This is a genomic window from Kitasatospora sp. NPDC059146, from assembly GCF_042786665.1.
Taxonomy (GTDB): Bacteria; Actinomycetota; Actinomycetes; order Streptomycetales; family Streptomycetaceae; genus Kitasatospora.
In genome coordinates this window covers 22404-47787 of record NZ_JBHZCY010000006.1, presented here as the reverse complement: position 1 = coordinate 47787, position 25384 = coordinate 22404, and the positions used below count along the sequence as shown (strand labels likewise).

Below are 25384 nucleotides of genomic sequence, written 5' to 3'. Positions count from 1 at the left end.
TCAGACGGACAGGGCGAGCCGGTTGATCGCGGCGAGCGGGATCGGCAGCCAGCTGGGCCGGTGCCGGGCCTCGTACACCACCTCGTACACCGCCTTGTCGATCTCCAGCGCCCGCATCAGCTCGGGTGAGGCGGCCGGGTCGGCGCCGCCCCCGGCGGTGTAGCCGGCGCAGAAGGCGGTGCGGTTGCGCTGGGCCCAGGCGGCGGCGAGGTGGGCCAGCTCGGGGTCGACCGGGCCGCCGGCCAGCAGGTGGGCGGCCGCGTAGTCGAAGGAGCGCAGCATCGCGGCGACGTCGCGCAGGGCGGGCTGGGGTTCGCGGCGCTCGTTGACGGATTTGGCGGGCTCGCCCTCGAAGTCCAGCAGCACCCAGCCGTGCGGGGTGCGCATGGCCTGGCCGAGGTGGAGGTCGCCGTGGATGCGCTGGACCGGCAGGCCGTCCGGGTGGGCGTCGGCGAGCTGCTGGAAGGCGGCGCGCAGGGCGGCGCGGAAGCGCAGCAGGCCGGGGACGGCGGCGACGGCGCTGTCCAGCCGGTCGGCCATCGCGGTGGCGAGCCGGCCGGTCTCGGTGCGGTCGAGCCGGGCGACGGGCATGGAGCGGGCGAGCACCCGGTGCACCTCGGCGGTGGCCCGGCCGAGCCGGTGCGCCTCGATGGCGAAGTTGCCGGGGGAGCGGTCGCCCTTGAGCCGGCCGACCTGGTCGAGGGCGAGTTCCCAGCCGTCCTCGGCGTCCGGCAGGTAGCGCTGGAGCAGTCCGAGGGTGGCGGGTTCGGCGCGTTCCATCCGGCTCTCGAACCAGGCGGCGACCCGGGGGATGCGGGTGGAGCCGGCCCGGGAGAGGGCGAGGGAGAGTTCCAGGTCGGGGTTGGTGCCGGGGTGGACGCGCCGGAACAGTTTGAGGATGTACGAGGTGCCGTAGATGACCGAGCTGTTGGACTGTTCGGCGGTGGAGGCGCGGCCGGGGAGGTTGGCGGGCAGTCCGGAGCCGGGGGTGCGGCGGAAGGAGAGCGAGCCGAACCGGTCGCCGGTGGCCAGGTGTTCCAGGAGGCGTCCGGTGAGTTCGGGGTCGTGCACGGCGTCGTAGAGGGCGGCGCCGTCGTACGGGCCCTGGGTGAGCCGGCCGAGCACGGCGCCGGGTTCGATCCCGGCGGGCCCCTGGGAGCGGATGCCGAGCAGCAGTTGGTAGGTGTCGCCGTGCGGGAGGCCGGCCGTGGTGGCGTGTTCGACCCGCAGCAGCAGGTGCAGCAGGGCCGGGTCGCCGACCTGCAGCGGGGTGCCGACCACCGGGACGAGGCCGGTGATGGGGCGCCCCTTCCCGGCGTACCAGCGCTGGGTGGGGAGCCAGTCGGCGATCAGCGGCAGGGCCGCCTGGACGAGCTCGCTGACCCCCAGGGCCGTTCTCCGGACCCCGGTGCCCCGCGCGCCCGGGTGCGGCGCGGAGCCGGCCGGGGCGTCGTGCTGCACATGGGCTTGCGAACGGGAGGTTTCGGACATGACTCCCTTTCCCCGGAAGCACGCGGACGGCCCGACGGGTCGTGGCCGGGGTCCGTCAGTCTTCCGGATTTCGGCGGCGCGGCGGTCGCGGCACGCGAGCACGGCTCGGGTGTCACGCCTTCGTGTGGGTGGCCGTTGGGCTGTTCTCCGTACGCGGTGGTGCAGAGAACTCCGGGGGCGCGGGGGTCAACTCGCGCCCCCGGAGGGTCTGGTGGTGCTGTGCGGGCCGCTGGTGGCAGGGCTCGGCGGATCGTTACTTCGACCGCCCGGTTCCGCTCGTGCGCGGGGGCTGCCGGAGTTGGAACCAGTAGAAGCCGTGGCCGGCCAGCGTGAGCAGGTAGGGCCACTCGCCGATCGACGGGAAGCGCACTCCGCCGATCAGCTCGACCGGGTACCGCCCGCCGTACTGCCGGAGGTCCAGCTCGGTCGGCTGCGCGAACCGCGAGAAGTTGTTCACGCACATGACCAGGTCCCCCTCGTACTCGCGCACGAAGGCCAGCACGGCGGGGTTGCTGGACGGCAGTTCGGTGTAGGTGCCCAGGCCGAACGCCGGGTTGAGCTTGCGGATCTCGATCATGCGACGCGTCCAGTGCAGCAGGGAACTCGAACTGCTCTGCTGCGCTTCGACGTTGGTCACCTGGTAGCCGTACACCGGGTCCATGATGGGCGGCAGACTGAGCCTGCCCGGGTCGGCGGAGGAGAAACCCGCGTTGCGGTCCGGGGTCCACTGCATCGGCGTGCGCACGCCGTCCCGGTCGCCCAGCCAGATGTTGTCGCCCATGCCGATCTCGTCCCCGTAGTAGAGCACCGGCGAGCCGGGCAGGGAGAGCAGCAGGGCGGTGAACAGCTCGATCTGGTTGCGGTCGTTCTCCAGCAGCGGGGCGAGCCGGCGGCGGATGCCCACGTTGGCGCGCATCCGCGGGTCCTTGGCGTACTCCGCGTACATGTAGTCGCGCTCCTCGTCGGTGACCATCTCCAGGGTCAGCTCGTCGTGGTTGCGCAGGAAGATGCCCCACTGGCAGCCGCCCGGGATCGCCGGGGTCTTGGCCAGGATCTCCGACACCGGGTACCGGGACTCCCGGCGCACGGCCATGAAGATCCGCGGCATCACCGGGAAGTGGAACGCCATGTGGCACTCGTCGCCGCCGGCCGTGAAGTCGCCGAAGTAGTCGACCACGTCCTCCGGCCACTGGTTGGCCTCGGCGAGCAGCACGGTGTCCGGGTAGTCGGCGTCGATCTCCTTGCGGACCCGCCGGAGGAACTCGTGGGTCTCCGGCAGGTTCTCGCAGTTGGTGCCCTCGCGGGCGAACAGGTACGGCACCGCGTCCAGCCGGAAGCCGTCGATGCCGAGGTCGAGCCAGAACCGCAGCCCGGCGATCATCTCGTCCTGGACGCGGGGGTTGTCGTAGTTGAGGTCCGGCTGGTGGGAGAAGAACCGGTGCCAGTAGTACTGCTTGCGCACCGGGTCGTAGGTCCAGTTGGAGGTCTCGGTGTCGACGAAGATGATCCGGGCGTCCGGGTACTGCTTGTCGTCGTCGGCCCACATGTAGAAGTCGCCGTACGGCCCGTCCGGGTCCGCCCGGGAGGCCTGGAACCACGGGTGCTGGTCGCTGGTGTGGTTCATCACGAAGTCGATGACCACGCGCATGCCGCGGGCGTGTGCGGCGTCGGTGAACTCCATGAAGTCGGCGAGGTCGCCGAACTCCGGCAGCACCGACTTGTAGTCGGCGACGTCGTACCCGCCGTCGCGCAGCGGCGAGGCGAAGAACGGCGGGAGCCAGAGGCAGTCGACGCCGAGCCACTGCAGGTAGTCGAGCTTGGTCGTGAGCCCCTTGAGGTCCCCGACCCCGTCGCCGTTGCTGTCCTGGAAGGACCGCACCAGCACCTCGTAGAAGACCGCACGTTTGAACCACTCCGGGTCCAGGTTCTTCTTCGAGGTCTCCGGAAAGGTGTCGGGGACGGGCTCGTTCACTGTCACGCTGGGTTCCTCCGAACCGTGAGGAGGTGAGCCGGCTCGGCTGAGGGATCGAGCCGGACGTAGTTGTGCCGGCCCCAGGTGTAGGCGGCGCCGGTGAGCTCGTCGTGCACCGCGTGGGGCCCGTCGCCGTCGAGCGTGACGGTGGCCTCCTGGACGTGGTGCGGGTCGAGGTTGACCACGGTGATGACCCGGTCGGTCAGGCCGTCGGCGGTGGTCGCGGTCTTGGAGTAGGCGAGCACCTGCTCGTTGTCGGTCGGGTGGAAGCGCAGGTCGCGCAGCTGCTGCAGGGCCGGGTGGCGCCGGCGCAGCCGGTTCAGCACGGTGAGCAGCGGGGCGAGGGTGTCGGTGCGGTTCCAGTCGCGGGGGCGGAGCTCGTACTTCTCCGAGTGCAGGTACTCCTCGGAGCCGGGGTGGGCCGGCTCGTTCTCGAACAGCTCGTAGCCGGCGTAGACGCCGTAGCTGGGGGAGAGGGTGGCGGCGAGCACGGCGCGGATCGCGAAGGCGGCGCGGCCGCCGTGCTGGAGGTAGGCGTGCAGGATGTCCGGGGTGTTGGCGAAGAAGTTGGGGCGCATGTAGGCGGCCGCGTCGCCGGTGAGTTCGGTGAGGTACTCGGTGAGTTCGCGCTTGGTGGTGCGCCAGGTGAAGTACGTGTACGACTGGTGGAAACCGATCTTCGCCAGGGTGTGCATCATCGCGGGGCGGGTGAACGCCTCCGCCAGGAACACCACGTCCGGGTCGGTCCGGGCGATGTCGCCGAGCACCTTCTCCCAGAACACCACCGGTTTGGTGTGGGGGTTGTCGACCCGGAAGATCCGGACGCCGTGCGACATCCAGAACCGGAGGGTCCGGACGGTTTCCTTGACGATTCCGTCCATGTCCTGGTCGAAGTTGACCGGATAGATGTCCTGGTACTTCTTCGGCGGGTTCTCGGCGTACGCGATGGTGCCGTCGGCGCGGTGGCTGAACCATTCCGGGTGCTTGTTCACCCACGGGTGGTCGGGGGAGCACTGGAGGGCGAAGTCCAGCGCCACCTCCAGGTGCAGCGCCCTGGCCTCGGCGACGAAGTGGTCGAAGTCCTCGATGGTGCCGAGGTCCGGGTGGACGGCGTCGTGGCCGCCCTCCGGCGAGCCGATCGCCCAGGGCGAGCCGACGTCGTGCGGACCGGCCGTCAGGGTGTTGTCCGGGCCCTTGCGGAAGGCTCGTCCGATCGGGTGCACCGGCGGCAGGTAGACCACGTCGAAGTCCATCGCGGCGACCGCCGGCAGCCGTTCGGCGGCGGTGCGCAGGGTGCCGGAGCGCGGCGGCTCGACCCCGTTCGGGTCCACCACCGCGCCCTCCGAGCGCGGGAAGAACTCGTACCAGGAGCCGAACAGCGCGCGCTCGCGGTCCACCTGGAGCGGCAGCGGGCGGGAGGCGCTGAGCAGCTCCCGCAGCGGGTGGCGGGCCAGCAGCTCCAGCACCTCGGGGGCGAGCGCGGCGGCCAGTCGGGACAGCGGCGGCAGGCCGGGGTCGCGCAGCGCGTCCGCGGCGGCCAGCACGTGCGCCCGGCCGTCCTTCTTCGGCACCCCGGCGGCGGCCTGCTCCAGCAGCCGGGCGCCCTCCTCCAGGACCAGCGCGGTGTCGATCCCGGCCGGCAGCTTCACCGCGGCGGTCTTCCGCCAGGTGGCGACCGGGTCGCTCCACGCCTCCACCAGGTACGACCAGCGGCCCGGGCCCGTCGGGGTGACGTGCGCGCCCCAGCGGTCGGTGCCCTCGGCGAGCTCGCGCATCGGCGTCCACGGGCCGCTGCGCCCGCGCGGGTCGCGCAGCACCACGTTGGCGTTGACGGCGTCGTGGCCCTCGCGGAAGACGGTCGCGGTGACCGGGAAGGTCTCGCCGACGACGGCCTTGGCCGGGCGGCGGCCGGCGTCGATCTGGGGGCTGACGTCCAGGACGGGGATGCGGCCGATCACGGTGTCGCTCTCTGTCGTCTTGCGGGCGGAGGGCTTGGTGGCGGTCTTGGTGGCGGTCTTGCGGGCGGGGGCCTTGCGCGCGGGCGTCCTCGCGGCGGTTCCCGAGGGCTCCGGCGGGGTGGCCCCGGAGCCGGCCCCCGCGGTGGCGGTGCTGCGGCGCGTGGTGGTGGTGCGCCTGCGCGGTGCCGCCGCCGGGCCCTCCTCGGCCCCGGGTTGGGGGGCCGCTGCGGAGGGCTGCGCCGTGGGAGCCTGTGCTGCGGAGGATTCGGTACGGACCGCCCCGGACACCCGGGGCGACGGCATCGCCGGGTCTGTCCGAGTGTCAGAATCCATCCGTCCGGCGGATTCCGCGACCGCTGCGTCGACGGTGTCGGCCACCGGTGTGGACTGGTCCCGCGTGTCGCCGTGCATGCCAAACTCCTGCCCGAGATCAGCGGCAGCTCCCGCGCGGGCCGGGGGTGGGCCGGGGGGAGTACCGGGAGGACTGCTGGGTGGGGTGGACGTGCGACCGGAAGCCTGCCCGCGCCGCTGTCCCCGGCAACCTGCCCGGCGCCCGCCGAACCGGTGGCGGGGCGCCCCGGAACCGGTGCGCGTTCCGGCGCACGCCTCCGCGGGCACGCCCCCGGGCGGGCCGGTCGACCCGTGAACGAGCCGACCGTGCGCGAGGACACGCGCCGGTGCGCGGCGAGCGCCGAACGGGCTAAGGGAGAAGGGGAAGGATCAACGCGAAAAGGATTCGGACGTGCTGCTCCACGGGGGACGCCACCCGTCGTCGTTGTCCCCGCAGCATCAACGACCTTCGGCCATCCTCGCACCGGCGACACGGTTTTCGCAGCGGTACGACAGTAGTTTCGGGATTTGTCCGGGGCCGTGGATCAGCCGGAAATGGATCTGTTCCGCAGAGTTCACGCATTGGTAGCGCGACGACCGGAAATGTGCGCCTCGCGCGCCCCCCGTGCAGACCAATGCGCCGAATGCGATCTCATCAATAGCCCGAACGGATGCCCAATAGTCCACTTGACCCGTAGTCGGACCGGGCGTCGAGGCTACGCTTCACCGCTGTGAAGGCAATCCGCAGATTCACCGTCCGCACCGTCCTGCCCGAACAACTCCAGCCGTTGCACGAGCTGGCCCTCAACCTGCGCTGGTCCTGGCACCCCGAGACCAGGGACCTCTTCCGGTCCGTGGACCCGGAGGTCTGGGCCGCGACCGGCGAGGACCCGGTGCGGCTGCTCGGGGAGGTCCCGGCCGCCCGGCTGGCCGCGCTCGCCGCCGACCGGCGCTTCCTGCGCAGACTCGGCGACCTCGCCGACGACCTGCGCGAGTACCTCACCGGCCCGCGCTGGTACCAGGCCCAACAGGACGGCGGCGCCACCCCGCCGCCCACCGCCATCGCCTACTTCTCGCCCGAGTACGGCATCGCCGCCGCGCTGCCCCAGTACTCCGGTGGCCTCGGCATCCTGGCCGGCGACCACCTCAAGGCCGCCAGCGACCTCGGCGTCCCGATCATCGGCGTGGGGCTGTTCTACCGGCACGGCTACTTCCGCCAGTCCCTCGACCGGAGCGGCTGGCAGCAGGAGCGCTACCCCCTGCTGGACCCGGACGAACTGGCCGTCAGCCTGTTCCGGGAGGCCGACGGCACCCCCTGCCGGGTCGACCTCGCCCTGCCCGGCGGCCGCACCCTCGCCGCGCACATCTGGAAGGCCCAGGTCGGGCGGGTCCCGCTGCTGCTGCTCGACTCCGACATCGAGGCCAACTCGCCCGCCGAGCGCGACGTCACCGACCGGCTCTACGGCGGCGGCAGCGAACACCGGCTGCTCCAGGAGATGCTGCTCGGCATCGGCGGCGTCCGGGCCGTGCGGGCCTACTGCCGGCTCACCGGGCACCCCGCCCCCGAGGTCTTCCACACCAACGAGGGCCACGCCGGCTTCCTCGGCGTCGAGCGGATCCGCGAACTGGTCGCCGCAGGGGCCGGGCTGGACTTCGCCGCCGCCCTGGAGTCCGTCCGGGCCGGCACCCTGTTCACCACCCACACGCCCGTCCCGGCCGGCATCGACCGCTTCGACCGGGAGCTGGTCGCCCGTCACTTCGACGGCGACGCCGCGCTGCCCGGCGTCCCGGTCGAGCCGGTGCTCGCGCTCGGCGCCGAGACCTGGGCCGGCGGGGACCCGAAGCTCTTCAACATGGCCGCCATGGGCCTGCGGCTCGCCCAGCGCGCCAACGGGGTCTCCACCCTGCACGGCGAGGTCAGCCGCTCGATGTTCAACGGCCTCTGGCCCGGCTTCGACCCCGCCGAGGTGCCGATCACCTCGGTCACCAACGGGGTGCACGCCGCCACCTGGATCGACCCGGCCGTGGTCCGCCTGGGCGCCGCCGAGATCGGCGCCGAACGCGCCGAGGAGGCGATGACCACCGGCGAGACCCAGCGCTGGACCGGCCTGGAGCGGATCGGCAACACCGAGATCTGGGACCTGCGCCGCAGCCTGCGCGCCCAGCTGGTGGACGAGGCCCGCCGCCGGCTGCGCGCCTCCTGGCGCCAGCGCGGGGCCGGCGAGGCCGAGCTCGGCTGGGTCTCCTCGGTGCTCGACCCCGACGTGCTCACCATCGGCTTCGCCCGCCGGGTGCCCTCGTACAAGCGGCTCACCCTGATGCTGCGCGACCCGGTCCGGCTGCGCGCCCTGCTGCTGCACCCCACCCGGCCGGTGCAGATCGTGGTCGCCGGAAAGGCCCACCCGGCCGACGACGGGGGCAAACGGCTGATCCAGCAGATGGTCGCCTTCGCCGACGACCCGACGGTGCGCCACCGGATCGTCTTCCTGCCGGACTACGACATGGCGATGGCCCAGCACCTCTACCCGGGCTGCGACGTCTGGCTGAACAACCCGCTGCGGCCGCTGGAGGCCTGCGGCACCTCCGGGATGAAGGCCGCGCTCAACGGCTGCCTCAACCTGTCCGTCCTGGACGGCTGGTGGGACGAGTGGTACGACGGCCAGAACGGCTGGGCGATCCCCACCGCCGACGAGGACGCCGGCGTGCTCTACCCGGAGAGCAGCGAGGCCGAGCGGCGCGACGACATCGAGGCCGCCGCGCTGTACGACCTGATCGAGGAGCAGGTCGCCGGCCGGTTCTACGACCGGGGCTCCGACGGGCTGCCGCACCGCTGGATCGCCATGGTCCGGCACACCCTGGTCACCCTCGGCCCCAAGGTGCTGGCCGGGCGGATGGTCCGCGAGTACGTCGAGCGGCTGTACACCCCGGCGGCGCTGGCCCAGCGCGAGCTGGCGGTCCGCGACCACGCCTGTGCCCGGGAGCTGGCCGGCTGGAAGGCGAAGGTCCGGGAGGGCTGGCCGGGCGTGCGGGTCGAGCACGTCGAGGCGGACTGTCCGGCCGAGGCCCAGGAGCTGGGCAGCTCGCTGGCGCTGCGGGTGCAGGTCGCGCTCGGCGCGCTGGAGCCGGGCGACGTCGAGGTGCAGGCGGTCTCCGGCCGGGTCGACGAGACGGACGGCATCTCGGACGCCGAGGTGCTCGCCCTCAAGCCGGTCGGCGGGCCAGACCTGGACGGCCGCACCCGTTACGAGGGCGCGCTGGAGCTCGGCCGCACCGGCCCGTTCGGGTACACCGTGCGGGTGCTGCCCGCGCACCCCCGGCTGGCGTCGCCGGCCGAGTTGGGGCTGGTCGCCCTCCCGGCCGAGTCGACGGGGATGGACGCCGGGCTGCTGCGCTGAGGCCCCGGACCGGGTGGCTGCCGTCCGCCGTTGCTACGGACGGCAGCCACCCGCTTGCCCCGGGTGACGGGCGGGGGGAGCGTGAAGGCCATGATGCGAACCCTGCGCGCCGCCGCCCTGGCCGCGCTCTCCGTGCTCCTCGTGGCGTGGCCGGCCCAGGCCGCCACCGCCCCCCTCCCGGCGCCACCGGCGACCGCGCGGCTGTCCCTGGAGGTCTGCCCGCCGCAGGACCCGGTGGTCCCGGGCGGGACCGGGATGCTGGAGGTGAAGGTCACCAACCAGGGGCCGGCCGCCACCACCGACGACACCCTGGTGGTGGTGCACCTCCCCGCGCCGGGCGTGGTCCGGTCGGCCGACCCGGCCGTCACCCTGACCTACTTCGGCACCGGCAGCTCGTACACGATCCCGGCCGGGCTGGCACCGGGGGCGGCCTCGGTCGAGCGGCTGGCGCTGTACGTCGCGCCGATCACCGAGCCCTTCCTCACCATCGACGGCGACGTCCAGGCCTTCTACCCGGGTGACCCGGACCAGTCCGGCCACACCACCGCGTACAGCCTGACCACCGCCGACACCAGGGCCCACTTCATGGTGGGCGCCTCCTCGGCCTGGCAGGCCGGGCACCCCGTCCCGCAGCCCGGTGACCTCACCGGCAGGCCCGGGGCGACGATCGACCTGCCGCTGTGGGTGTACAACGCCGGCCCCTCGTACTCGCGGCACCCGATCGACCTGGCGGTCACCGTGCCCGAGCACACCACGCTGACCGGCACGCCCCCGTACGGCTGCACCGCCACCGGGCCGCGCACGCTGACCTGTCACTACGCGAGCGGGCCGCGGTTCCAGGACGCGGTCTTCATCGACCCGGCCGTGGTGATCGACTCCTCGGCCGTCGCCGGGCAGGTGCTGCCGGGCGGCACGCTGGACGTGGTGGCCGCGGTGGAGGACCGCCCCTCGCCGGACTGGCACACCGACTACGTGGTGACGGTGAACTGACGCGGCCGGGGCCCGCGGGGCCCGGACATGGAGCGGCCCGCCCGGGTGCGTGACGGCGCACCCGGACGGGCACAACTGTGGGGCCCTGCGGCCAGGGCCTTTCTTACACCAGACTGTCCCGCCAGGCACGATGCAGGGTGGCGAAACGGCCCTCCCCCTCGATCAGCTGCCGCGGCGAGCCGTCCTCGACGATCCGCCCCTGGTCCATCACCAGCACCCGGTCGGCGATCTCCACGGTGGAGAGCCGGTGGGCGATGATCACCGCCGTGCGGCCGGCCAGCACCGTGCGCATCGCCCGCTGCACGGCCTGCTCGCCCGGCACGTCCAGGGAACTGGTCGCCTCGTCGAGGATCAGCACGGCCGGGTCGGCCAGCAGGGCGCGGGCGAAGGCGACCAACTGGCGCTGCCCGGCGGAGATCCGGCCGCCGCGCTTGCGCACGTCGGTGTCGAAGCCGTCCGGGAGCGCGGCGATGAACCCGTACGCGCCGATCTCCCGGGCGGCCTGCTCGACCTCGGCGCGGGTGGCGCCGGGGCGGCCGATCGCGATGTTCTCGGCGACGGTGCCGGAGAACAGGAAGGACTCCTGGGTCACCATCACCACCCCGCGCCGCAGCTCCGGGGTGGCGAGGTCGCGCAGGTCCACGCCGTCCAGCCGGATCCGGCCGTCCGTCGGGTCGTAGAAGCGGGCCAGCAGCTTGGCGACCGTCGACTTGCCGGCGCCGGTCGCCCCGACCACCGCGACCGTCTGCCCGGCCGGGATCAGCAGGTCGAAGGGCGGCAGCACCTCCTTGCCGGTGCGGTAGGCGAAGCGCGTCCCCTCGAAGGAGACCGTTCGTCCCTTGGCTGTGACTCGCCCGCTCGCCTCCGGGCGCTCCGACCCGGTGCCGACGTTCTTCGCTCCGGCACTCCCTCCTTCGTCGGTCGCTTGTCGCTCATCGCTTTCGGCACCGGCGCGCCCTTCGGCTCGGGGCGGGGGCGGCAGTTCGACCGGCTCGGCCGGCTCGGCGACGGTCGGCTCGTGGGCGAGCAGGCCGGCGATCTTCTCCAGGGCCGCGGCGGCGGCCTGGTAGCTGTTCAGGAACATCGCCAGCTGGTCGATCGGGTCGAACAGGCGGCGCAGGTAGAGCGCGAAGGCGGTCAGCACGCCCAGCTCCAGCGCGTCGTCGGCGACCAGGTAGGCGCCCATCAGCACGATGCCGGTGAACCAGACGTTGGCGGTGGCGCGGGAGAGGCCGACGTACCGGGCGAGCTCCATGAAGCCCTCCGCGTTGGCCGCCGAGGCCTGGCGGTTGACCACACCGAAGGCGGCGTCGTTGGCCTTCTCGCGGCGGAAGGCCTGCACCGGGCGGATGCCGTTCATGGTCTCGGTGAAGCGCACGATCATCGAGGCGGCGGCCGTCCGCGAGCGGCGGTAGACCCGGCGCGAGCGGGTGCGGAAGGAGTGGGCGACCAGGGCCAGCGGCAGGAAGGCCGCCAGCGAGGCCAGGCCCAGCCGCCAGTCCAGCACCACCAGCAGCACCGAGATGTAGCAGACCGACAGGAAGACCGTCAGCAGCTCCTGGAGGCCCTCGGAGAGCAGTTCGCGCAGCGCGTCGATGTCGCTGGTGGCCCGGGAGATGATCCGGCCCGAGGTGTAGCGCTCGTGGAAGTCCAGGCTGAGCCGCTGGGCGTGCCGGAAGATCCGGCCGCGCAGGTCCAGCAGGACGTCCTGGTTCACCCGGGCGCTGATCTTGATGAACACCCACTGCAGCAGCGGGCTGAGCAGGGCGCAGAAGAGGTAGCCGGCCACCACCGCGACCAGCGGGCCGGAGTCGTGCGCGCGCAGCGCCGGGATGCCGCGGTCCATCGCCACCGCGACCAGCAGCGGGCCGGACTGCAGGGCGGCCTGCTGGACCAGGATCACCACCATGGCGACGGTGATCCGGGCCCGGTGCGGGGCGAGCAGCGAGCGCAGCAGTGCCCGGGGCGCGCCGGGCGGGACGGGGATGTCCTCCTCGTCCGCCGGGGGCGCGGGCAGCTCCTCCTCGGCCGGGACGGTCGGGTCGGTCTGGTCGCTCCGGTCGGCCGCGGCGGGCCCGGCGGGTTCGACGGTGGTGGTCATCGGGTGGAGCCCTCCTCAAGGACGAACGGGCCCTCGGGCACCGGGGCGGCCTCGCCCGACATCAGTTCGCGGTAGCGGGGGCAGTCCCGGAGCAGTTCCTGGTGGGTGCCGACGGCTTCGATCCGGCCGTCGGCGAGCACCGCGACCCGGTCGGCGAGCAGCACCGTGCTGGGGCGGTGGGCGACCACCAGGGCGGTGGTGGAGCCGAGCACCTCGCGCAGTGCCCGTTCGACCAGGGCCTCGGTGTGCACGTCGAGCGCGGAGAGCGGGTCGTCCAGCACCAGGAAGGGCGGGTCGCCGACCACGGCGCGGGCCAGCGCGAGGCGCTGGCGCTGGCCGCCGGACAGGCTCAGGCCCTGCTCGCCGACCTCGGTCCCCACCCCGGCCGGGAGCTTCTCGACGAAGCCGGCCTGGGCGGTGGCCAGGGCGGAGGCCAGCTGCCGGTCGTCCGCGCCGGGGGCGCCCATCAGGACGTTCTCCCGGACGGTGGCGGAGAACAGGGTGGGCTCCTCGAAGGCGACCGCGACGAGCTCGCGCAGCTCCTGCCGGGGCAGCTCGGCGATGTCCCGGCCGTCCAGGGTGATCCGGCCGCCGGTGGCCTCGTACAGCCGGGGGAGCAGGGCGGTGAGCGTGGTCTTGCCGCTGCCGGTGGCGCCGACCAGGGCCATCGTCTCGCCGCTGCGGACGTGCAGGTCGATGCCGGCCAGCAGGTCGGGGGTGTCGTCGGGGGCGTCGGGGTAGCGGAAGCGGACGCCGGTGAAGCGGATGCCGTCCCGGGTGCCCGGGGTGCCGGGGGTGCCCGGCGGGCCGGGGGCGGCGGTCGCGGTGGCCGGGTCGGCGGGCTCGGCGGGTTCGGGCTCGTCGATGACCTCGAAGAACCGGTCGGTGGCGGTGGCGGCCTCGTTGGCGTAGGCGAGCAGCCAGCCGAGCGACTCGACCGGCCAGCGCAGCGCGAGCGCGGTGGAGAGGAAGGCGACCAGGGTGCCGGCGCTCAGCTCGTCGTGGGCGACCAGGTAGGCGCCGACGGCCAGGGCGCAGCCCAGCGCGATCTCCGGCAGGCCGACGATGACCGCCCACAGGTTGGCGAGCTGGTGCGCCTTGCTCAGTTCGGTGCGGCGCAGCCGGTGGGACTGGGCGCGGAAGTGCTCGGCCATCGCGCGGTGCCGGCCGAAGGCCTTGAGGATGCGGATGCCGAGCACCGACTCCTCGACCACGGTGGCGAGGTCGCCGTTCTGGTCCTGGGCGAGCCGGGCGGTGACGGAGTACTCGGACTCGAAGCGCCGGGTGAGCACCAGCAGCGGCGCGGCGGGCAGCAGGATGATCACGGCGAGCCGCCAGTCCTGGGCGAACATCAGCACCGTGCCGGCCAGGAAGGTCACCGAGTTGACGACCAGGAACACCAGCGGGAAGGCCAGGAAGAGCCGCATGGCGTTCATGTCGGTGGTGGCCCGGGAAAGCATCTGGCCGGAGCCCCAGCGGTCGTGGAAGGAGACCGGCAGCCGCTGGAGCTTGGCGTAGAGGTCGGCGCGCATGGCCGCCTCCAGCCGGCCCAGCGGGCGGGACAGCACCACCCGGCGGGTGTAGAACAGGGCGGCCTCGACCAGTCCGAGGAGCAGCAGCAGGCCGATCGGCGGCCACAGCGCGTCGAGGTCGTGCCGGGCGAGCGGGCCGTCGACGATCCGGCCGAGCACCACCGGGACGGCCAGGGTGCTCAGCATGGCGAGGGTGGCGGCCGACACCGAGACCAGGAGCCGGCCGCGGACGGCCCGGGCGTAGGGCCACAGGCGCAGCAGTGAGCGGACCGTGGAGCGGCGTCGCCCGGTCGTGCGGTCGGAGTCTTGTCGGTTCTCGGCCATCGCGGTGAGGGTAGGCAGAGTGCCCGTCATTTCTCATCCGGTTTTTCGCCCCTGTCGGTGAAGGCCGCCGAGAACCGGCCACCCGAACGGGTGAGGCGAGGGCGTGCTGAGGGGAGTGCGGAGCCGTTCGTGCAGGGAGGAGTGCGCCGTGCGCCTCTTGCGGGCGCCTGCCGAACGGCCGATTACATCTCCTGACGGATGCCCATTGGCAAGCGAGTGACAGGAGTGTGTGGACATGACGGTCGACACCGAGCCCACCCCCGGCCCAGGATCGGCAACCGTGCAGGTCAGGGCCCAGCTCAGCCTCAGCACCACGGCCGCCCGCAACCTGGCGACGACCACCAAGTCGAAGCCGCAGATGCAGGAGATCACCTCCCGCTGGCTGCTCAGGGTGCTGCCGTGGGTGCAGGTCAGCGCGGGTACGTACCGGGTCAACCGTCGCCTCAGCTACGCCCCCGGGCGCGGCCGGGTGGGCTTCGCCAAGGCCGGTTCCACGGTGACGGTGATCGCGCCCTCGCTGGCCGAGGTGCCGGCGTTGCGCGGGTTCGAGGACCAGGAGGTGCTGGCCGAGCTGGCCCGCCGCTTCGTGCAGCGGGACTTCGCGCCGGGCGACGTCCTGGTGCGGGAGGGGGCGCCGATCGAGGAGGTGTTCCTGATCGCCCACGGCAAGGTCGACCGGATCGGCACCGGCAAGTACGGCGAGGAGACGGTGCTCGGCACCCTCGCGGACGGCGACCACGTCGGCGACGAGGTGATCACCGAGCCCGGCGGCAGCTGGCCGTACACCGTGCGGGCGGGCACCGCCGGCGTCGCCATGGCGTTGAACGCGGCCGGGCTGCAGGAGCTGGTCGACCGCTCCGCGCCGCTGCGCGAGCAGCTGTTGGGCTTCGCCGCCGACGCCGCCCAGGCGCAGAACGCCCACGGCGAGGCGGAGATCGACCTCTCGGCCGGCCACCAGGGCGAGTACGAGCTGCCCGGCGCCTTCGTGGACTACGAGTTGGCGCCGCGCGAGTACGAGTTGAGCGTCGCGCAGACCGTGCTCAAGGTGCACACCCGGGTCGCCGACCTCTACAGCAAGCCGATGAACCAGACCGAGGAACAGCTGCGGCTGACCATCGAGGCCCTGCGCGAGCGGCAGGAGTACGAGATGATCAACAACCCGGAGTTCGGCCTGCTCCACAACGCCGACTTCGACCAGCGGATCCAGACCCACTCGGGCGCGCCCACCCCGGACGACCTGGACGAGCTGCTCTCCATGCGCCGCGACACCGACTTCCTGTTCGCCCACCCGAAGGCGATCGCCGCCTTCGAGCGGGAGTGCACCAAGCGCGGCATCGACCCGGGCACGGTCGACGTCCTGGGCAAGCGGCGGCCGGTCTGGCGCGGGGTGCCGATCCTCACCTGCGACAAGATCCCGGTGGCGGCCGACCGGACCACCTCCTTCCTCGCGCTGCGCGTCGGCGAGGACGACCAGGGCGTGGTCGGCCTCACCCAGGTCGGCATCCCGGACGAGGTCGAGCCCGGCCTGAACGTCCGCTTCATGGGCATCAACGAGCAGGCGCTCTCCTCCTACCTGGTCAGCGCCTACTTCTCGGCGGCGGTGCTGGTGCCGGACGCGCTCGGCGTCCTGGAGAACGTCGAGGTCAGCCACCCCTTCAACTGACCAGGGCGTCGCGGGCGGGTGCGCGCAGCAGTTGCAGCGAGCGCCCGCCCAGTACCACCGCGCCCCGCGGCCGGGCCTCGCCGGTGCCCGCGGCGGCCGTGTCCAGCACCGTCTCGTAGGCGGCCTCCGGCTCCGCCCAGGGTTCGCCGGGCAGGGTGAACGCCACCGGTTCGGGGCCGGAGTTGAGCAGCAGCAGGAAGCTGTCGTCGGCCAGCGGGAGCCCGGTGTCGTCCCGTTCGGGCAGCGCGGCGCCGGAGAGCAGCATGCCGAGGCAGGCCGTGGGGCCGAACCAGTCGGCCTCGGTCATCTCCTTGCCCAGCGGGGTGAACCAGGCGAGGTCCGGCTGTCCGCCGGGGGTGGCGGCCCGGCCGGAGAAGAACGCCCGCCGGCGCAGCACCGGGTGGGCCCGGCGCAGCCGGACCAGCCGCCCGGTCAGTGCGCACAGCTCCTGCCAGCCGGGCTGCTCCAGCAGCGACCAGTCCAGCCAACTGACCTCGCCGTCCTGGCAGTAGGCGTTGTTGTTGCCGCCCTGGGTGCGGCCCAGCTCGTCCCCGGCGGTGATCATCGGGACGCCCGCGGAGAGCAGCAACGTGGCGGTCAGGTTGCGCAGTTGGCGCAGCCGCAGGGCGTTCACCTCCGGGTCGGTGGTCTCGCCCTCGGTGCCGTGGTTCCAGGAGCGGTTGTCGTCCGTGCCGTCCCGGTTGGCCTCGCCGTTGGCCTCGTTGTGCTTGCGGTCGTAGGAGACCAGGTCGCGCAGGGTGAAACCGTCGTGCGCCGTCACGTAGTTGACGGAGGCGTACGGGCGGCGGCCGGCGCGCTGGTAGAGGTCGGAGGAGCCGGCCAGCCGGTAGCCGAGCTCGCGCACGTCCGGGCGGGCGCCGCGCCAGAAGTCCCGGACGGTGTCGCGGTAGCGGTCGTTCCACTCGGCCCACAGCGGGGGGAAGCCGCCGACCTGGTAGCCGCCCGGGCCGACGTCCCACGGCTCGGCGATCAGCTTCACCCGGCTCAGCAGGGGGTCCTGGGCGATCGCGGCGAGGAAGGGGTGCTCCATGTCGACGCCGTCGCTCGCCCGGGCCAGGGCGGCCGCGAGGTCGAAGCGGAAGCCGTCCACGCCCATCTCGGAGACCCAGTAGCGCAGCGAGTCGGTGATCAGCCGGATCACCTGCGGGCGGCGGGTGTCCAGGGTGTTGCCGCAGCCGGTGTAGTCGGCGTAGCCGCGCGGGCGGTGCGGGGCCAGCCGGTAGTAGCCGGCGTTGTCGATGCCGCGCAGGGAGAGGGCGGGCCCCAGCTCGGCGCCCTCGGCGGTGTGGTTGAACACCACGTCCAGGATCACCTCGATCCCGGCGGCGTGCAGGGCGCGGACCATCCGCTTGAACTCGCCGACCTGGCCGCCGCGTGAGCCCGAGGCGGAGTAGCCGGCGTGCGGGGCGAAGTAGCCGACGGTGTTGTAGCCCCAGTAGTTGACCAGGCCGCGGGACTGGAGGTGGTCCTCGCTGGCGTACTGGTGCACCGGCAGCAGCTCGACGGCCGTCACCCCGAGGCGGGTGAGGTGGGCGAGGGCGGCCGGGTGGGCCAGGCCGGCGTAGGTGCCGCGCAGGTGCGGGGGGATGTCGGGGTGGCGCATGGTGAAGCCGCGGACGTGCAGCTCGTAGAGGACGGTCTCGGCCCAGGGGGTCTTCGGGCGGTGGTCGTCGTACCAGTCGTCGTCGTCGTGGACGACCACGGATCTGGGCACGTACGGGGCGGAGTCGCGGTTGTCCCGGACGGTGTCGGCGACGTCGGCCTCCGGCCAGTTGCGGACGGCGGAGCACGCGGCGTCGTGGGAGGTGTAGCAGCCGTCGACGGCGCGGGCGTACGGGTCGAGCAGCAGCTTCGCGGGGTTCCAGCGGGCGCCCGTCCACGGGTCCCAGCGGCCGTGCACCCGGAAGCCGTAGCGGGTGCCGGGGCGGACGCCGGGGAGGAAGGCGTGCCAGACCTGGAGGTCCTGCTCGGTGAGGCGGTGGCGGTGCTCCCGGCCGTCCTCGTCGAACAGGCACAGGTCGACGGCCTCGGCACCGGCCGCCCAGAGGGCGAAGTTGGTGCCGGGGCCGCCCGGCCGGTCCGTCCGGAAGCGGGCGCCCAGGGGCTGCCAGCTGCCCGGCCGTACCCCGGCCTCCTCGGCTTCCAGGTCCTGGCCTGAGGTCATGGTCGTGCCCTCCCTGAACGGGGGGTCCCGGGCCCCGTTCACCTTCTCTTTCCCGTTTACGCCCCTCTCCGCACCCACCCCTTCCACCGTCCCCTCCCGCAGCGTGTCCCGCTCGCCCCGGTCGGGGGGTGGGGGTGGTCGGTGGGGATGGGGTGGTGCGGGTGGTGGGCGCGTGTCCCGGGGTGGTTCGGGGTCGTTGTTCCCGGAGTCCGGTGTTCCAGGCGTCGGACCCGAGCAGTGGGAGGCCCCGGGATGCGGCGCCGAGGTGGGGTGTGGGCGCGCCGGGTGGCGGCGGCGGTGTGCTGTCTGGCCGTGGTCAGCGGCTGCGGCGGGTCGGCCGGGGCGCCGGCGGGGGACGCGGTGGGGGCCGGGGCGCCCACGCCGCCTCCGCCGCCGTCGCGGGCGGTGCTGGCGGCGGTGCCCGCGGACGGGGCGCAGGACGTGCCGCCGGAGGGGCCGGTGCGGGTGGGCGTGACGCAGGGGCGGCTGGTGTCGGTGCGGCTGGCCGACGCGAAGGGGGTCGAGCTGCCGGGGGCGATCGGCGCGGACGGTGCCAGCTGGGCGCCGGAGGGGGCGCTGCCGCTGGGGACGGCCTTCACCCTGGACGCGGTCGCGGAGGACGACCAGGGCCAGCGGGCGGCCCAGCACTCGGAGTTCTCCACGGCGGCCCGGGCGCACACCTTCGTGGCGTTCTTCACGCCGGAGGACGGGTCCACGGTCGGGGTCGGGATGCCGGTCTCGCTGCGGTTCAGCAGGCCGATCGCCGACCGGGCGGCGGTGGAGCGGGCCGTGCAGGTCACCGCGGACCCGCCGGTGCCGGTGGCGGCGCACTGGTTCGGCAACCAGCGCCTGGACGTCCGCCCGCAGCAGTACTGGGCGGCCGGAACCAAGGTGACGGTGGCGCTGCGGCTCAAGGACGTGCAGGGGGCGCCGGGGGCGTTCGGCAGCCAGAACCGGGACCTGCGCTTCACGGTGGGCCGGGCCCAGGTGTCCACGGTGGACCTGGACGCGCACACCCTGACGGTCCGGTCCGGGCCGGGCGGCAAGGTGGTGCGGGTGCTCAAGGTCTCCGGGGGCAGCCCCGAGCACTCCACCTACCGGGGGGTGATGGTGGTGTCGGAGAAGTACAAGCTGACCCGGATGAACTCGCAGACCGTCGGGATGGGCGACGAGTACGACATCAAGGACGTCCCGCACGCGATGCGGCTGACCACCTCCGGTACCTTCCTGCACGGCAACTACTGGGCGGACCAAGGGGTGTTCGGCACCGCGAACACCAGCCACGGCTGCATCGGGCTGGCGGACGCCAAGGGGGGCGCCGGCAAGGACACCCCGGCGGGGTGGCTGTTCGAGCACACCGTCCCGGGCGACGTGATCGAGGTGCGGGCCTCGGCCGGGGACTTCGTGCCGCCGTCGAACGGGCTGAACGGCTGGAACGTGCCGTGGGACCAGTGGGTGGCGGGCAGCGCGCTGCGGTAGCCACCTCCCCCCAGCCACCTCCCCGGGATCCGCTCGGACCGCACGGTTATCCTGCTCCGACGCGTCGGGCCCGATGCGAAAGATCGGGACCCGGTGCAACTCTTCCGGGCGCCCATCGCGTCAAGTGAGTGAATACCTGGAGGGGAGATTCCGTGAAGACGGGGAACACGGCCGGCGCTGCGATACGCACCGGTGGGCGCTACCGGCGCAGGGGCGCGATGGCACTGGTCATGGGGAGCGTGCTGCTGCTCACCGCGGCGTGCAACGACGACAAGGGCGCCACCTCGGGTGACGCGACGGCGGCGGCCCCGGCGGACGCCGGCGGGACGGCCGCCCCCGGCGGCGGCGGTGCGGCCACGCCGAAGACCTCGGCGGCGGTGCTCTCGGTGTCGGCGAAGGACGGTGCCGAGGACGTCGCGCCGAACGCGCTCCAGGTCTCGGTCTCCAACGGCAAGTTGACCGCGGTCGAGGTGACCGACAAGAACGGCAAGCCGGTCGAGGGCGCGATCGCCCCGGACGGCGCCGGCTGGAAGCCCGCGGCGGCGCTCGCCGTCGGCATGGCGTACAAGGTGAACGCGCAGGCGAAGGACGACGCCGGGCTGGTGGCCGCGTCGACGACCTCGTTCACCACGCTGACGCCGGAGAAGAAGGCCTCCGTCAACGACAACATCGCCGACGGCGGCACCTACGGCGTCGGCATGATCGTCTCGGTGAGCTTCAACAAGGACGTCAAGAACAAGGACGCCGTCCTGAACGGCATCACCTTCGAGGCCAGCGACGGCACCAAGGTCAAGGGCCACTGGTTCGACAGTCGCCGGGTGGACTTCCGCCCGGAGGACTACTGGAAGCCGGGCACCAAGGTGACCATCAAGTACCGGTTGAAGAGCGTCGAGATCGCGCCGGGCGTCTACGGCGACGTGGACAAGGACGAGCCGTTCAACATCGGCCGCTCGATGGTCTCCACCGCCGACGCCAAGTCCCACAAGATGACGGTCGAGCGGGACGGCAAGAGCACCACCCTGCCGGTCACCATGGGCGCGGACGCGACGCCGTCCTGGAGCGGGACGATGGTGGTGATGGCCAAGGAGGGCATCACCCACATGGACTCGCGCACCGTCGGCCTGGGCGGCGAGTACGACATCAAGGACGTGCCGCACGCGATCCGGCTGACCACCTCCGGCACCTTCGTGCACGGCAACTACTGGTACAAGGGCATGCCGTTCGGCAACCTCAACGGGAGCCACGGCTGTATCTCGATGCAGGACGTGCAGGGCGGCAGCGACTCCTCGGTGGCCGGCAAGTTCTACAACGACTCGATGGTCGGCGACGTCGTGAAGGTCGTGAACAGCAAGGAGAAGACCGTCTCGCCCTCCAACGGGCTGGGCGGCTGGAACATCGCCTGGGCCAACTGGTAGGCCCGGTCGGATTTCTGTACGAGCGGCCCGGACTCACCCGTTGGGGTGGTCGGGCCGCTCGGTTTTCGGGGCAGAAAGCCCCTCGAACGGCGCAACCTTTCCGGTGGCCCGGCACATCTATGGGGCGGGTCCGTCGTGACCGCGGGGAGCAAGGGAGGGAATCGGCGATGAGGTCGATACGCAGAGTGGTGGCCGTCGGTTTGGTCGGCGGGGCGATGACGTTGACCGCGGCCTGTGGCGGCGGCAACGGGGGCGGCAGCGGGAGCGGCGCCGCCAAGGCCGATCTGGGGGCCGGTGCCGGGGCCTCGGCGTCCGCCTCGGCGCCCGGCAGTTCGGCGCCGAAGGTGTCCACGGCCGCGGTGAGCATCGAGCCGAAGAACGGCGCGGTGGACGTGGCGCCGGGCACGCTCAAGATCGGTGCGACGGGCGGCAAGCTGACCACCGTCAAGGTGAGCGACAAGGCCGGCAAGGAGGTCCCCGGCACGATCGCCGCGGACGGCGCCAGCTGGACCCCGTCCGCCGGGCTCTCGGTGGGCACCGCCTACCAGGTCAGCGCGATGGCGGCGGACGCCAACGGCGCGGTCGCCGAGGCGGACAGCAGCTTCACCACGCTGACCCCGGCGGCGCTCGCCAAGGCCTCCGACAACGTGGACGACAACGCGATGTACGGCGTCGGCATGATCGTCTCGGTGGACTTCAGCAAGGACGTCAAGAACAAGGACGCCGTCCTGAACGGCATCACCTTCGAGGCCAGCGACGGCACCAAGGTCAAGGGCCACTGGTTCGACGACCGCCGGGTGGACTTCCGTCCGGAGGAGTACTGGAAGCCGGGCACCAAGGTGACGGTGCACTACCGCCTCAAGAGCGTGGAGATCGCCCCCGGGGTGTACGGCAGCGACCGGGACGAGCCCTTCACGATCGGGCGATCCCAGGTCTCGACGGTTGACGCCGCCGCCCACACGATGACGGTGGTCCGGGACGGCCAGTCGAACTCCATCGACATCACCTCCGGCTCGGACGAACACCCCACCTGGAACGGCACGATGGTGGTCATGTCCAAGGAGGGCACGGTGCGGATGCAGTCCAGCACCCTGCCCGGGATGACCGGCGCGTCCTACGACCTCCAGGTGCCGCACTCGATGCGGCTGACCACCAGCGGGACGTACGTGCACGGCAACTACTGGAGCGGCTCCGCCTTCGGCGAGGACAACGTCAGCCACGGCTGCGTGGGCCTGCGCGACGTCAAGGGCGGCGGGGACTCCACCTCGATGGGCAAGTTCTACGCGGACACGCTGGTCGGGGACGTCGTCACCGTGAAGAACTCCATCAAGAAGGAGACGCTCGACCCGGCGAACGGGCTGAGCGGCTGGAACCTGCCGTGGAGCAAGTGGTAACCAGCAGGTCGCTGCGGTGAGACGTCAACCCGGGCTTGACTTCGGTCGGCCCGGGTCGACGCTTTTCCGGGGCCGGGTTGCTGGAGGCATATGCCGACTCGGGCGAGATCGTTTGCTCATTGTCCGTACGCGGCCGCTTGCGTTCCGCAATGATGGACGGCATGGCGGGTTGGGGCGAAGCAGATCAGTCATCGGTTCCCGTGGCCGGCAGGGTCGCGGAGGCGTCGTGGATCGACGTCCAGGGTGCGCTCGCGGCGCTGGAGCGGCTCAGCTCCGAGGAGCTGCAGGAGATGTACTCCGGCAGACTGTGCGACCAGTCCGCGCCCAACGAGGTGCGGCTGCCGTCCCGGCCGGAGTCGGGCCCGGTGGCCCGTCGGCTGGTCCTGAACGTCCTGGAGTCCTGGGAGCTCCACCAGCACCTGGAGGCCGGTGAGTTGCTCACCAGCGAGCTGGTGGCCAACGCGGTGCGGCACGCCGCCGGGCGCACCATCGGGCTGCACGTCAGCCGCAAGCCCGGGTGGCTGCGGATCGAGGTCCGCGATTCGTCGAGGGCGTTGCCCTGCATGATCCTCGCCGAGCCCCGGCCGGTGAACGAGCGCGGGCGCGGCTTGAAGATCGTCGACGACCTGGCGGACCGGTGGGGTGCGGACCTGCTGCCGCGAGGCAAGGGCGTCTGGTTCGAGTTGAAGGTCCGGGAGCGGGGCTGAGGGGCGGGCTTCCGGGTCCTGGTTTCCGGGCCCGGGCGTCAGGGTCCGGATACGCGCAGGGCCCCCGGATTCGCCGTGGTCGGCGGTGGGGGCCCGTGCAGGTCATCGCGCGGCCAAGGGGGTGCGTGTCGCGCGATGGGTGTCGGCAGTGCCAGGTCGGGCCCGCCGAAGTTCTCGATGTCTTGACTATCGCACGGATCTCAGCATGTGGGCAAACCGGGCGTCTTGGATTGCAAGGTTTGTAACCTACTTCACCTTGGGATTTTGCATAGGTTCACGCTCCGGCCTGTGAATATTCACGATCGCGCTGATGTGATCACCGCTCGGCGGACACGTGCGGCATGTGCGCGGACGGCGGCCGGGGAGAGGTGCCGGTGCGACGGCGGCGGGGCCGTGGGGGTGCCGCGGCAGGTGCGGCAGAGGCCGCCGAGGAGGGCGTGCGGGCGGCACGGGGTGCGGCAGTCGGTGCACTCGGCGATGCGGGCGGCCTGCTGTTGGGGGAGCGGGCGTTCCGGGGGCAGCTTGTCGAGCAGGCGGCGGCGGGTGAAGGCCACCGGGCTGTGGATGCCGTCCGGCGGGAGGCCTGCGGTGAGGGCGGCCGTGAAGAGGGCCGGGGTGGCGCCCCGGGCGAACCACTCGGCGGCGAGCGGTTCGAGGGCCGCGCAGTCGGCGGCGGAGAGCGGGAGGCGGGCGTCCGTGAGGCCGAGGCCGGCGAGGGCGGCGTAAGCGGGCGAGACGACGGCGCGTCGCTCTTCCGGGGGATCGGGCGCCGAATCCGTTGACGCCTCCGGGGCCTGGAGTTCCTCCCCGGTGGAGATGAAGTGGTTCCACCAGGCGTCGGAGCGGGGCGTCCGGGAGAAGTAGGTGCGGAACACCCACTGCGGACGGTCGGCGTTCACGCGCTCGCGGACGCGACGCAGGTGACCTGCGGTGGAGAGGTTGTTGAGGGCCGTGCGGACGGCCATCTGCCCGAAGAGGGGGTTGATGGCGGCGAGGGTCTTGACGTCCATCGCGGCACCGTCGGGGAGGTGGTCGACGAACGAGGCGAGGTACGCCTCGCGGGCCGGGAGGTGGCCGAAGTCGTCGGCGGCCCGGGGGAGTTCCCCCGGGGCGGACTGCTTGCCGTATCCGGGGGAGGCCATGGCGGTAGAGTCATGGGTAGCCACAGGATCGAGTCTCTCTTCGATCGGGGTGGTCAGACCCCCGTTCGGTGTTGGTAGCACCGGTCGGGGGTTGTTCTCGTTATGGGCACGCTACACGGCGCGACGGGTGGTGGTGAAGTCGTGACGATAAGTCATATGTGCTGCGTGCAGGGGTGGTTGGAAGGTGGTTACCCACCCATTCGACTAAAGGGTCACTCGGCGTCGGCGGCTTGAGCTTCGGCGATGAAGGCGGACCACGCTGCGGGGGAGAACGTGAGGACCGGGCCGGTCTTGTCCTTGGAGTCCCGGACGTGAATGGTGGAGGGGGAGGAGGCCACCTCGACGCAGTTCCCGCCCTCGGTTCCGCTGTAACTGGACTTGGACCAGACCAGGTTGGTGCTCATAGCTCCTCCGCCAGCTTGTTGATGAAGCATGCCGACTCCTCGGGAGTGAGTGCATGCCGGAGGATCATCGCATGGCGTTGCCAGAGCAGATTGACCTTCTCTGGGTCGGCATACAGGACTCCGATGGACTGGCCCTCCTCGTAGGCGAGCCGCTCATGGTCAGCGGTCTCCAGTAGAACGAACGGGCCGTTGACTCCCGGGTGGACACATTTGGCGGGTACGACTTGAACGTCGATGTTCCTGGGCTTGCCGGCGTCGATGAGGTGTTCCAGCTGTTCCTTGTGTTCTGGTGCGGTGCCGACCTGGCGCATGAGGGCGAACTCCTCAATGACGAAGCTGAACGACTTCGTCTGCTTGTTGAGGATCTCTTGGCGCCCCAGTCGAGCCGCTACTCGTTCCTCCACCGTGTCATCGTCCAGCGGAGGCCAATGTGCATTGAGGAGCGCACGGGCTGTGGCCTCTGTCTGGAGAAGCCCAGGGACGAGCTGGTTTTCGTATGAGCTCAGGACGGTTGCCTCGGGCTCGTATCTCATGAAGTCCTGCGAGAAGGTTGGAAACTTCTCCGGCTTCAAGAAATCCGTTGCCCCCAGCAGCATCCCCCGTGCGTTGCACAACTCGTCTGCCACGGTGAGAAGTTTGAGCGAGGGCTTCCGCCTCCCCGCCTCCATCGACCGCACGCTCTCGTAGTCGTAGCTCGCGGCCTTGCACAACTGCTCGCGGGTGACCCCGGCTTGCTCCCGCCACCGCTTGATCTGATCGCCGCAGTACTTCCAGGCCATCGGGTTCTGCTTCGGCGTGGTCATCCCGAACCCCCTCATCGCCCCTGGTCATCCAGCGGTCGACTCTCACGCTGTACCGACGGTGTGACTACTGAGGGTATGCCCGGCTCCCGACTCTTGAGG

The 25384-nt window shown here is 72.1% G+C and carries 16 protein-coding genes; 7 read left to right on the top strand and 9 right to left on the bottom strand.

Going from position 1 to position 25384, the window contains the following annotated elements; genetic code table 11:
* From ACFXPX_RS03960 to ACFXPX_RS03950, 3 genes are all read right to left on the bottom strand, one after another.
* On the bottom strand, window positions 1–1491 hold the full coding sequence (locus ACFXPX_RS03960; RefSeq protein ID WP_375891502.1) for a phosphotransferase: 1491 nt from the start codon (window positions 1489–1491) through the stop codon (window positions 1–3).
* A 253-nt stretch (window positions 1492–1744) separates the two neighbouring features.
* A complete protein-coding gene (treS, locus tag ACFXPX_RS03955) occupies window positions 1745–3469 on the bottom strand; it encodes a maltose alpha-D-glucosyltransferase (RefSeq protein WP_380521959.1) in 1725 nt (574 codons plus the stop codon).
* On the bottom strand, window positions 3466–5421 hold the full coding sequence (locus ACFXPX_RS03950; protein ID WP_380522063.1) for an alpha-1,4-glucan--maltose-1-phosphate maltosyltransferase: 1956 nt from the start codon (window positions 5419–5421) through the stop codon (window positions 3466–3468). Before ACFXPX_RS03950 ends, treS begins: the two co-directional genes overlap by 4 nt.
* Before the next feature lie 1061 nt (window positions 5422–6482).
* Here ACFXPX_RS03950 and glgP point away from each other — a divergent pair.
* Complete coding sequence (gene glgP / locus ACFXPX_RS03945) at window positions 6483–9146, top strand: alpha-glucan family phosphorylase (RefSeq protein WP_380639530.1); 2664 nt, start codon at window positions 6483–6485, stop codon at window positions 9144–9146.
* Between the two features lie 90 nt (window positions 9147–9236).
* Entirely contained in the window at window positions 9237–10136 is a 900-nt protein-coding gene (locus ACFXPX_RS03940; RefSeq protein WP_380639528.1) for a hypothetical protein, read from the top strand.
* Between the two features lie 103 nt (window positions 10137–10239).
* On the opposite strand, the gene ACFXPX_RS03935 is transcribed toward ACFXPX_RS03940, so the two are convergent.
* Window positions 10240–12237: an ABC transporter ATP-binding protein gene (locus ACFXPX_RS03935; RefSeq protein ID WP_375891506.1), complete on the bottom strand. Its 1998-nt coding sequence runs from the start codon at window positions 12235–12237 to the stop codon at window positions 10240–10242.
* A complete protein-coding gene (locus ACFXPX_RS03930) occupies window positions 12234–14093 on the bottom strand; it encodes an ABC transporter ATP-binding protein (RefSeq protein ID WP_380639526.1) in 1860 nt (619 codons plus the stop codon). Before ACFXPX_RS03930 ends, ACFXPX_RS03935 begins: the two co-directional genes overlap by 4 nt.
* A 235-nt stretch (window positions 14094–14328) precedes the next feature.
* Between ACFXPX_RS03930 and ACFXPX_RS03925 the strand changes: the two genes are divergently transcribed.
* A complete protein-coding gene (locus ACFXPX_RS03925) occupies window positions 14329–15756 on the top strand; it encodes a family 2B encapsulin nanocompartment shell protein (protein ID WP_380521953.1) in 1428 nt (475 codons plus the stop codon).
* On the opposite strand, the gene glgX is transcribed toward ACFXPX_RS03925, so the two are convergent.
* Window positions 15749–17941 (bottom strand): glycogen debranching protein GlgX, encoded by a 2193-nt coding sequence (gene glgX / locus ACFXPX_RS03920; protein ID WP_380521951.1) that lies wholly within the window; start codon window positions 17939–17941, stop codon window positions 15749–15751. The genes ACFXPX_RS03925 and glgX overlap by 8 nt on opposite strands.
* Before the next feature lie 252 nt (window positions 17942–18193).
* Between glgX and ACFXPX_RS03915 the strand changes: the two genes are divergently transcribed.
* The 4 genes from ACFXPX_RS03915 (at window position 18194) to ACFXPX_RS03900 (ending at window position 22936) form a co-directional block, all read left to right on the top strand.
* Window positions 18194–19420 carry an Ig-like domain-containing protein gene (locus ACFXPX_RS03915; RefSeq protein ID WP_375891510.1) on the top strand — a complete coding sequence of 409 codons (1227 nt, stop codon included), beginning with the start codon at window positions 18194–18196 and terminating at the stop codon, window positions 19418–19420.
* A gap of 218 nt (window positions 19421–19638) precedes the next feature.
* Window positions 19639–20835, top strand: a complete 1197-nt coding sequence (locus ACFXPX_RS03910; RefSeq protein WP_380586838.1) for an Ig-like domain-containing protein — start codon at window positions 19639–19641, stop codon at window positions 20833–20835.
* Between the two features lie 167 nt (window positions 20836–21002).
* Window positions 21003–22229: an Ig-like domain-containing protein gene (locus ACFXPX_RS03905; RefSeq protein WP_375891512.1), complete on the top strand. Its 1227-nt coding sequence runs from the start codon at window positions 21003–21005 to the stop codon at window positions 22227–22229.
* A 200-nt stretch (window positions 22230–22429) separates the two neighbouring features.
* Window positions 22430–22936: an ATP-binding protein gene (locus ACFXPX_RS03900; RefSeq protein WP_380639524.1), complete on the top strand. Its 507-nt coding sequence runs from the start codon at window positions 22430–22432 to the stop codon at window positions 22934–22936.
* A 296-nt stretch (window positions 22937–23232) separates the two neighbouring features.
* Here the strand turns inward: ACFXPX_RS03900 and ACFXPX_RS03895 are convergent, their stop codons facing one another.
* From ACFXPX_RS03895 to ACFXPX_RS03885, 3 genes are all read right to left on the bottom strand, one after another.
* A complete protein-coding gene (locus ACFXPX_RS03895; RefSeq protein ID WP_380586841.1) occupies window positions 23233–24078 on the bottom strand; it encodes a hypothetical protein in 846 nt (281 codons plus the stop codon).
* Between the two features lie 212 nt (window positions 24079–24290).
* Window positions 24291–24482: a DUF397 domain-containing protein gene (locus ACFXPX_RS03890; protein WP_380639522.1), complete on the bottom strand. Its 192-nt coding sequence runs from the start codon at window positions 24480–24482 to the stop codon at window positions 24291–24293.
* Window positions 24479–25285 carry a helix-turn-helix domain-containing protein gene (locus tag ACFXPX_RS03885; protein WP_380639520.1) on the bottom strand — a complete coding sequence of 269 codons (807 nt, stop codon included), beginning with the start codon at window positions 25283–25285 and terminating at the stop codon, window positions 24479–24481. The genes ACFXPX_RS03890 and ACFXPX_RS03885 overlap by 4 nt, the downstream gene beginning before the upstream one ends.
* Window positions 25286–25384 lie beyond the last annotated feature (99 nt).

Excerpts from the sequence above, each read along its gene's own strand:
- ACFXPX_RS03890 (WP_380639522.1), bottom strand. The coding sequence starts at position 24,482 with ATGAGCACCAACCTGGTCTGGTCCAAGTCCAGTTACAGCGGAACCGAG.
- ACFXPX_RS03940 (WP_380639528.1), top strand. The coding sequence starts at position 9,237 with ATGATGCGAACCCTGCGCGCCGCCGCCCTGGCCGCGCTCTCCGTGCTC.
- ACFXPX_RS03960 (WP_375891502.1), bottom strand. The coding sequence starts at position 1,491 with ATGTCCGAAACCTCCCGTTCGCAAGCCCATGTGCAGCACGACGCCCCG.
- ACFXPX_RS03905 (WP_375891512.1), top strand. The coding sequence starts at position 21,003 with ATGAGGTCGATACGCAGAGTGGTGGCCGTCGGTTTGGTCGGCGGGGCG.
- ACFXPX_RS03935 (WP_375891506.1), bottom strand. The coding sequence starts at position 12,237 with ATGACCACCACCGTCGAACCCGCCGGGCCCGCCGCGGCCGACCGGAGC.
- ACFXPX_RS03885 (WP_380639520.1), bottom strand. The coding sequence starts at position 25,285 with ATGACCACGCCGAAGCAGAACCCGATGGCCTGGAAGTACTGCGGCGAT.
- ACFXPX_RS03915 (WP_375891510.1), top strand. The coding sequence starts at position 18,194 with ATGCGGCGCCGAGGTGGGGTGTGGGCGCGCCGGGTGGCGGCGGCGGTG.
- ACFXPX_RS03895 (WP_380586841.1), bottom strand. The coding sequence starts at position 24,078 with ATGGCCTCCCCCGGATACGGCAAGCAGTCCGCCCCGGGGGAACTCCCC.
- ACFXPX_RS03910 (WP_380586838.1), top strand. The coding sequence starts at position 19,639 with ATGGCACTGGTCATGGGGAGCGTGCTGCTGCTCACCGCGGCGTGCAAC.
- ACFXPX_RS03925 (WP_380521953.1), top strand. The coding sequence starts at position 14,329 with ATGACGGTCGACACCGAGCCCACCCCCGGCCCAGGATCGGCAACCGTG.
- ACFXPX_RS03930 (WP_380639526.1), bottom strand. The coding sequence starts at position 14,093 with ATGGCCGAGAACCGACAAGACTCCGACCGCACGACCGGGCGACGCCGC.
- glgX (WP_380521951.1), bottom strand. The coding sequence starts at position 17,941 with ATGACCTCAGGCCAGGACCTGGAAGCCGAGGAGGCCGGGGTACGGCCG.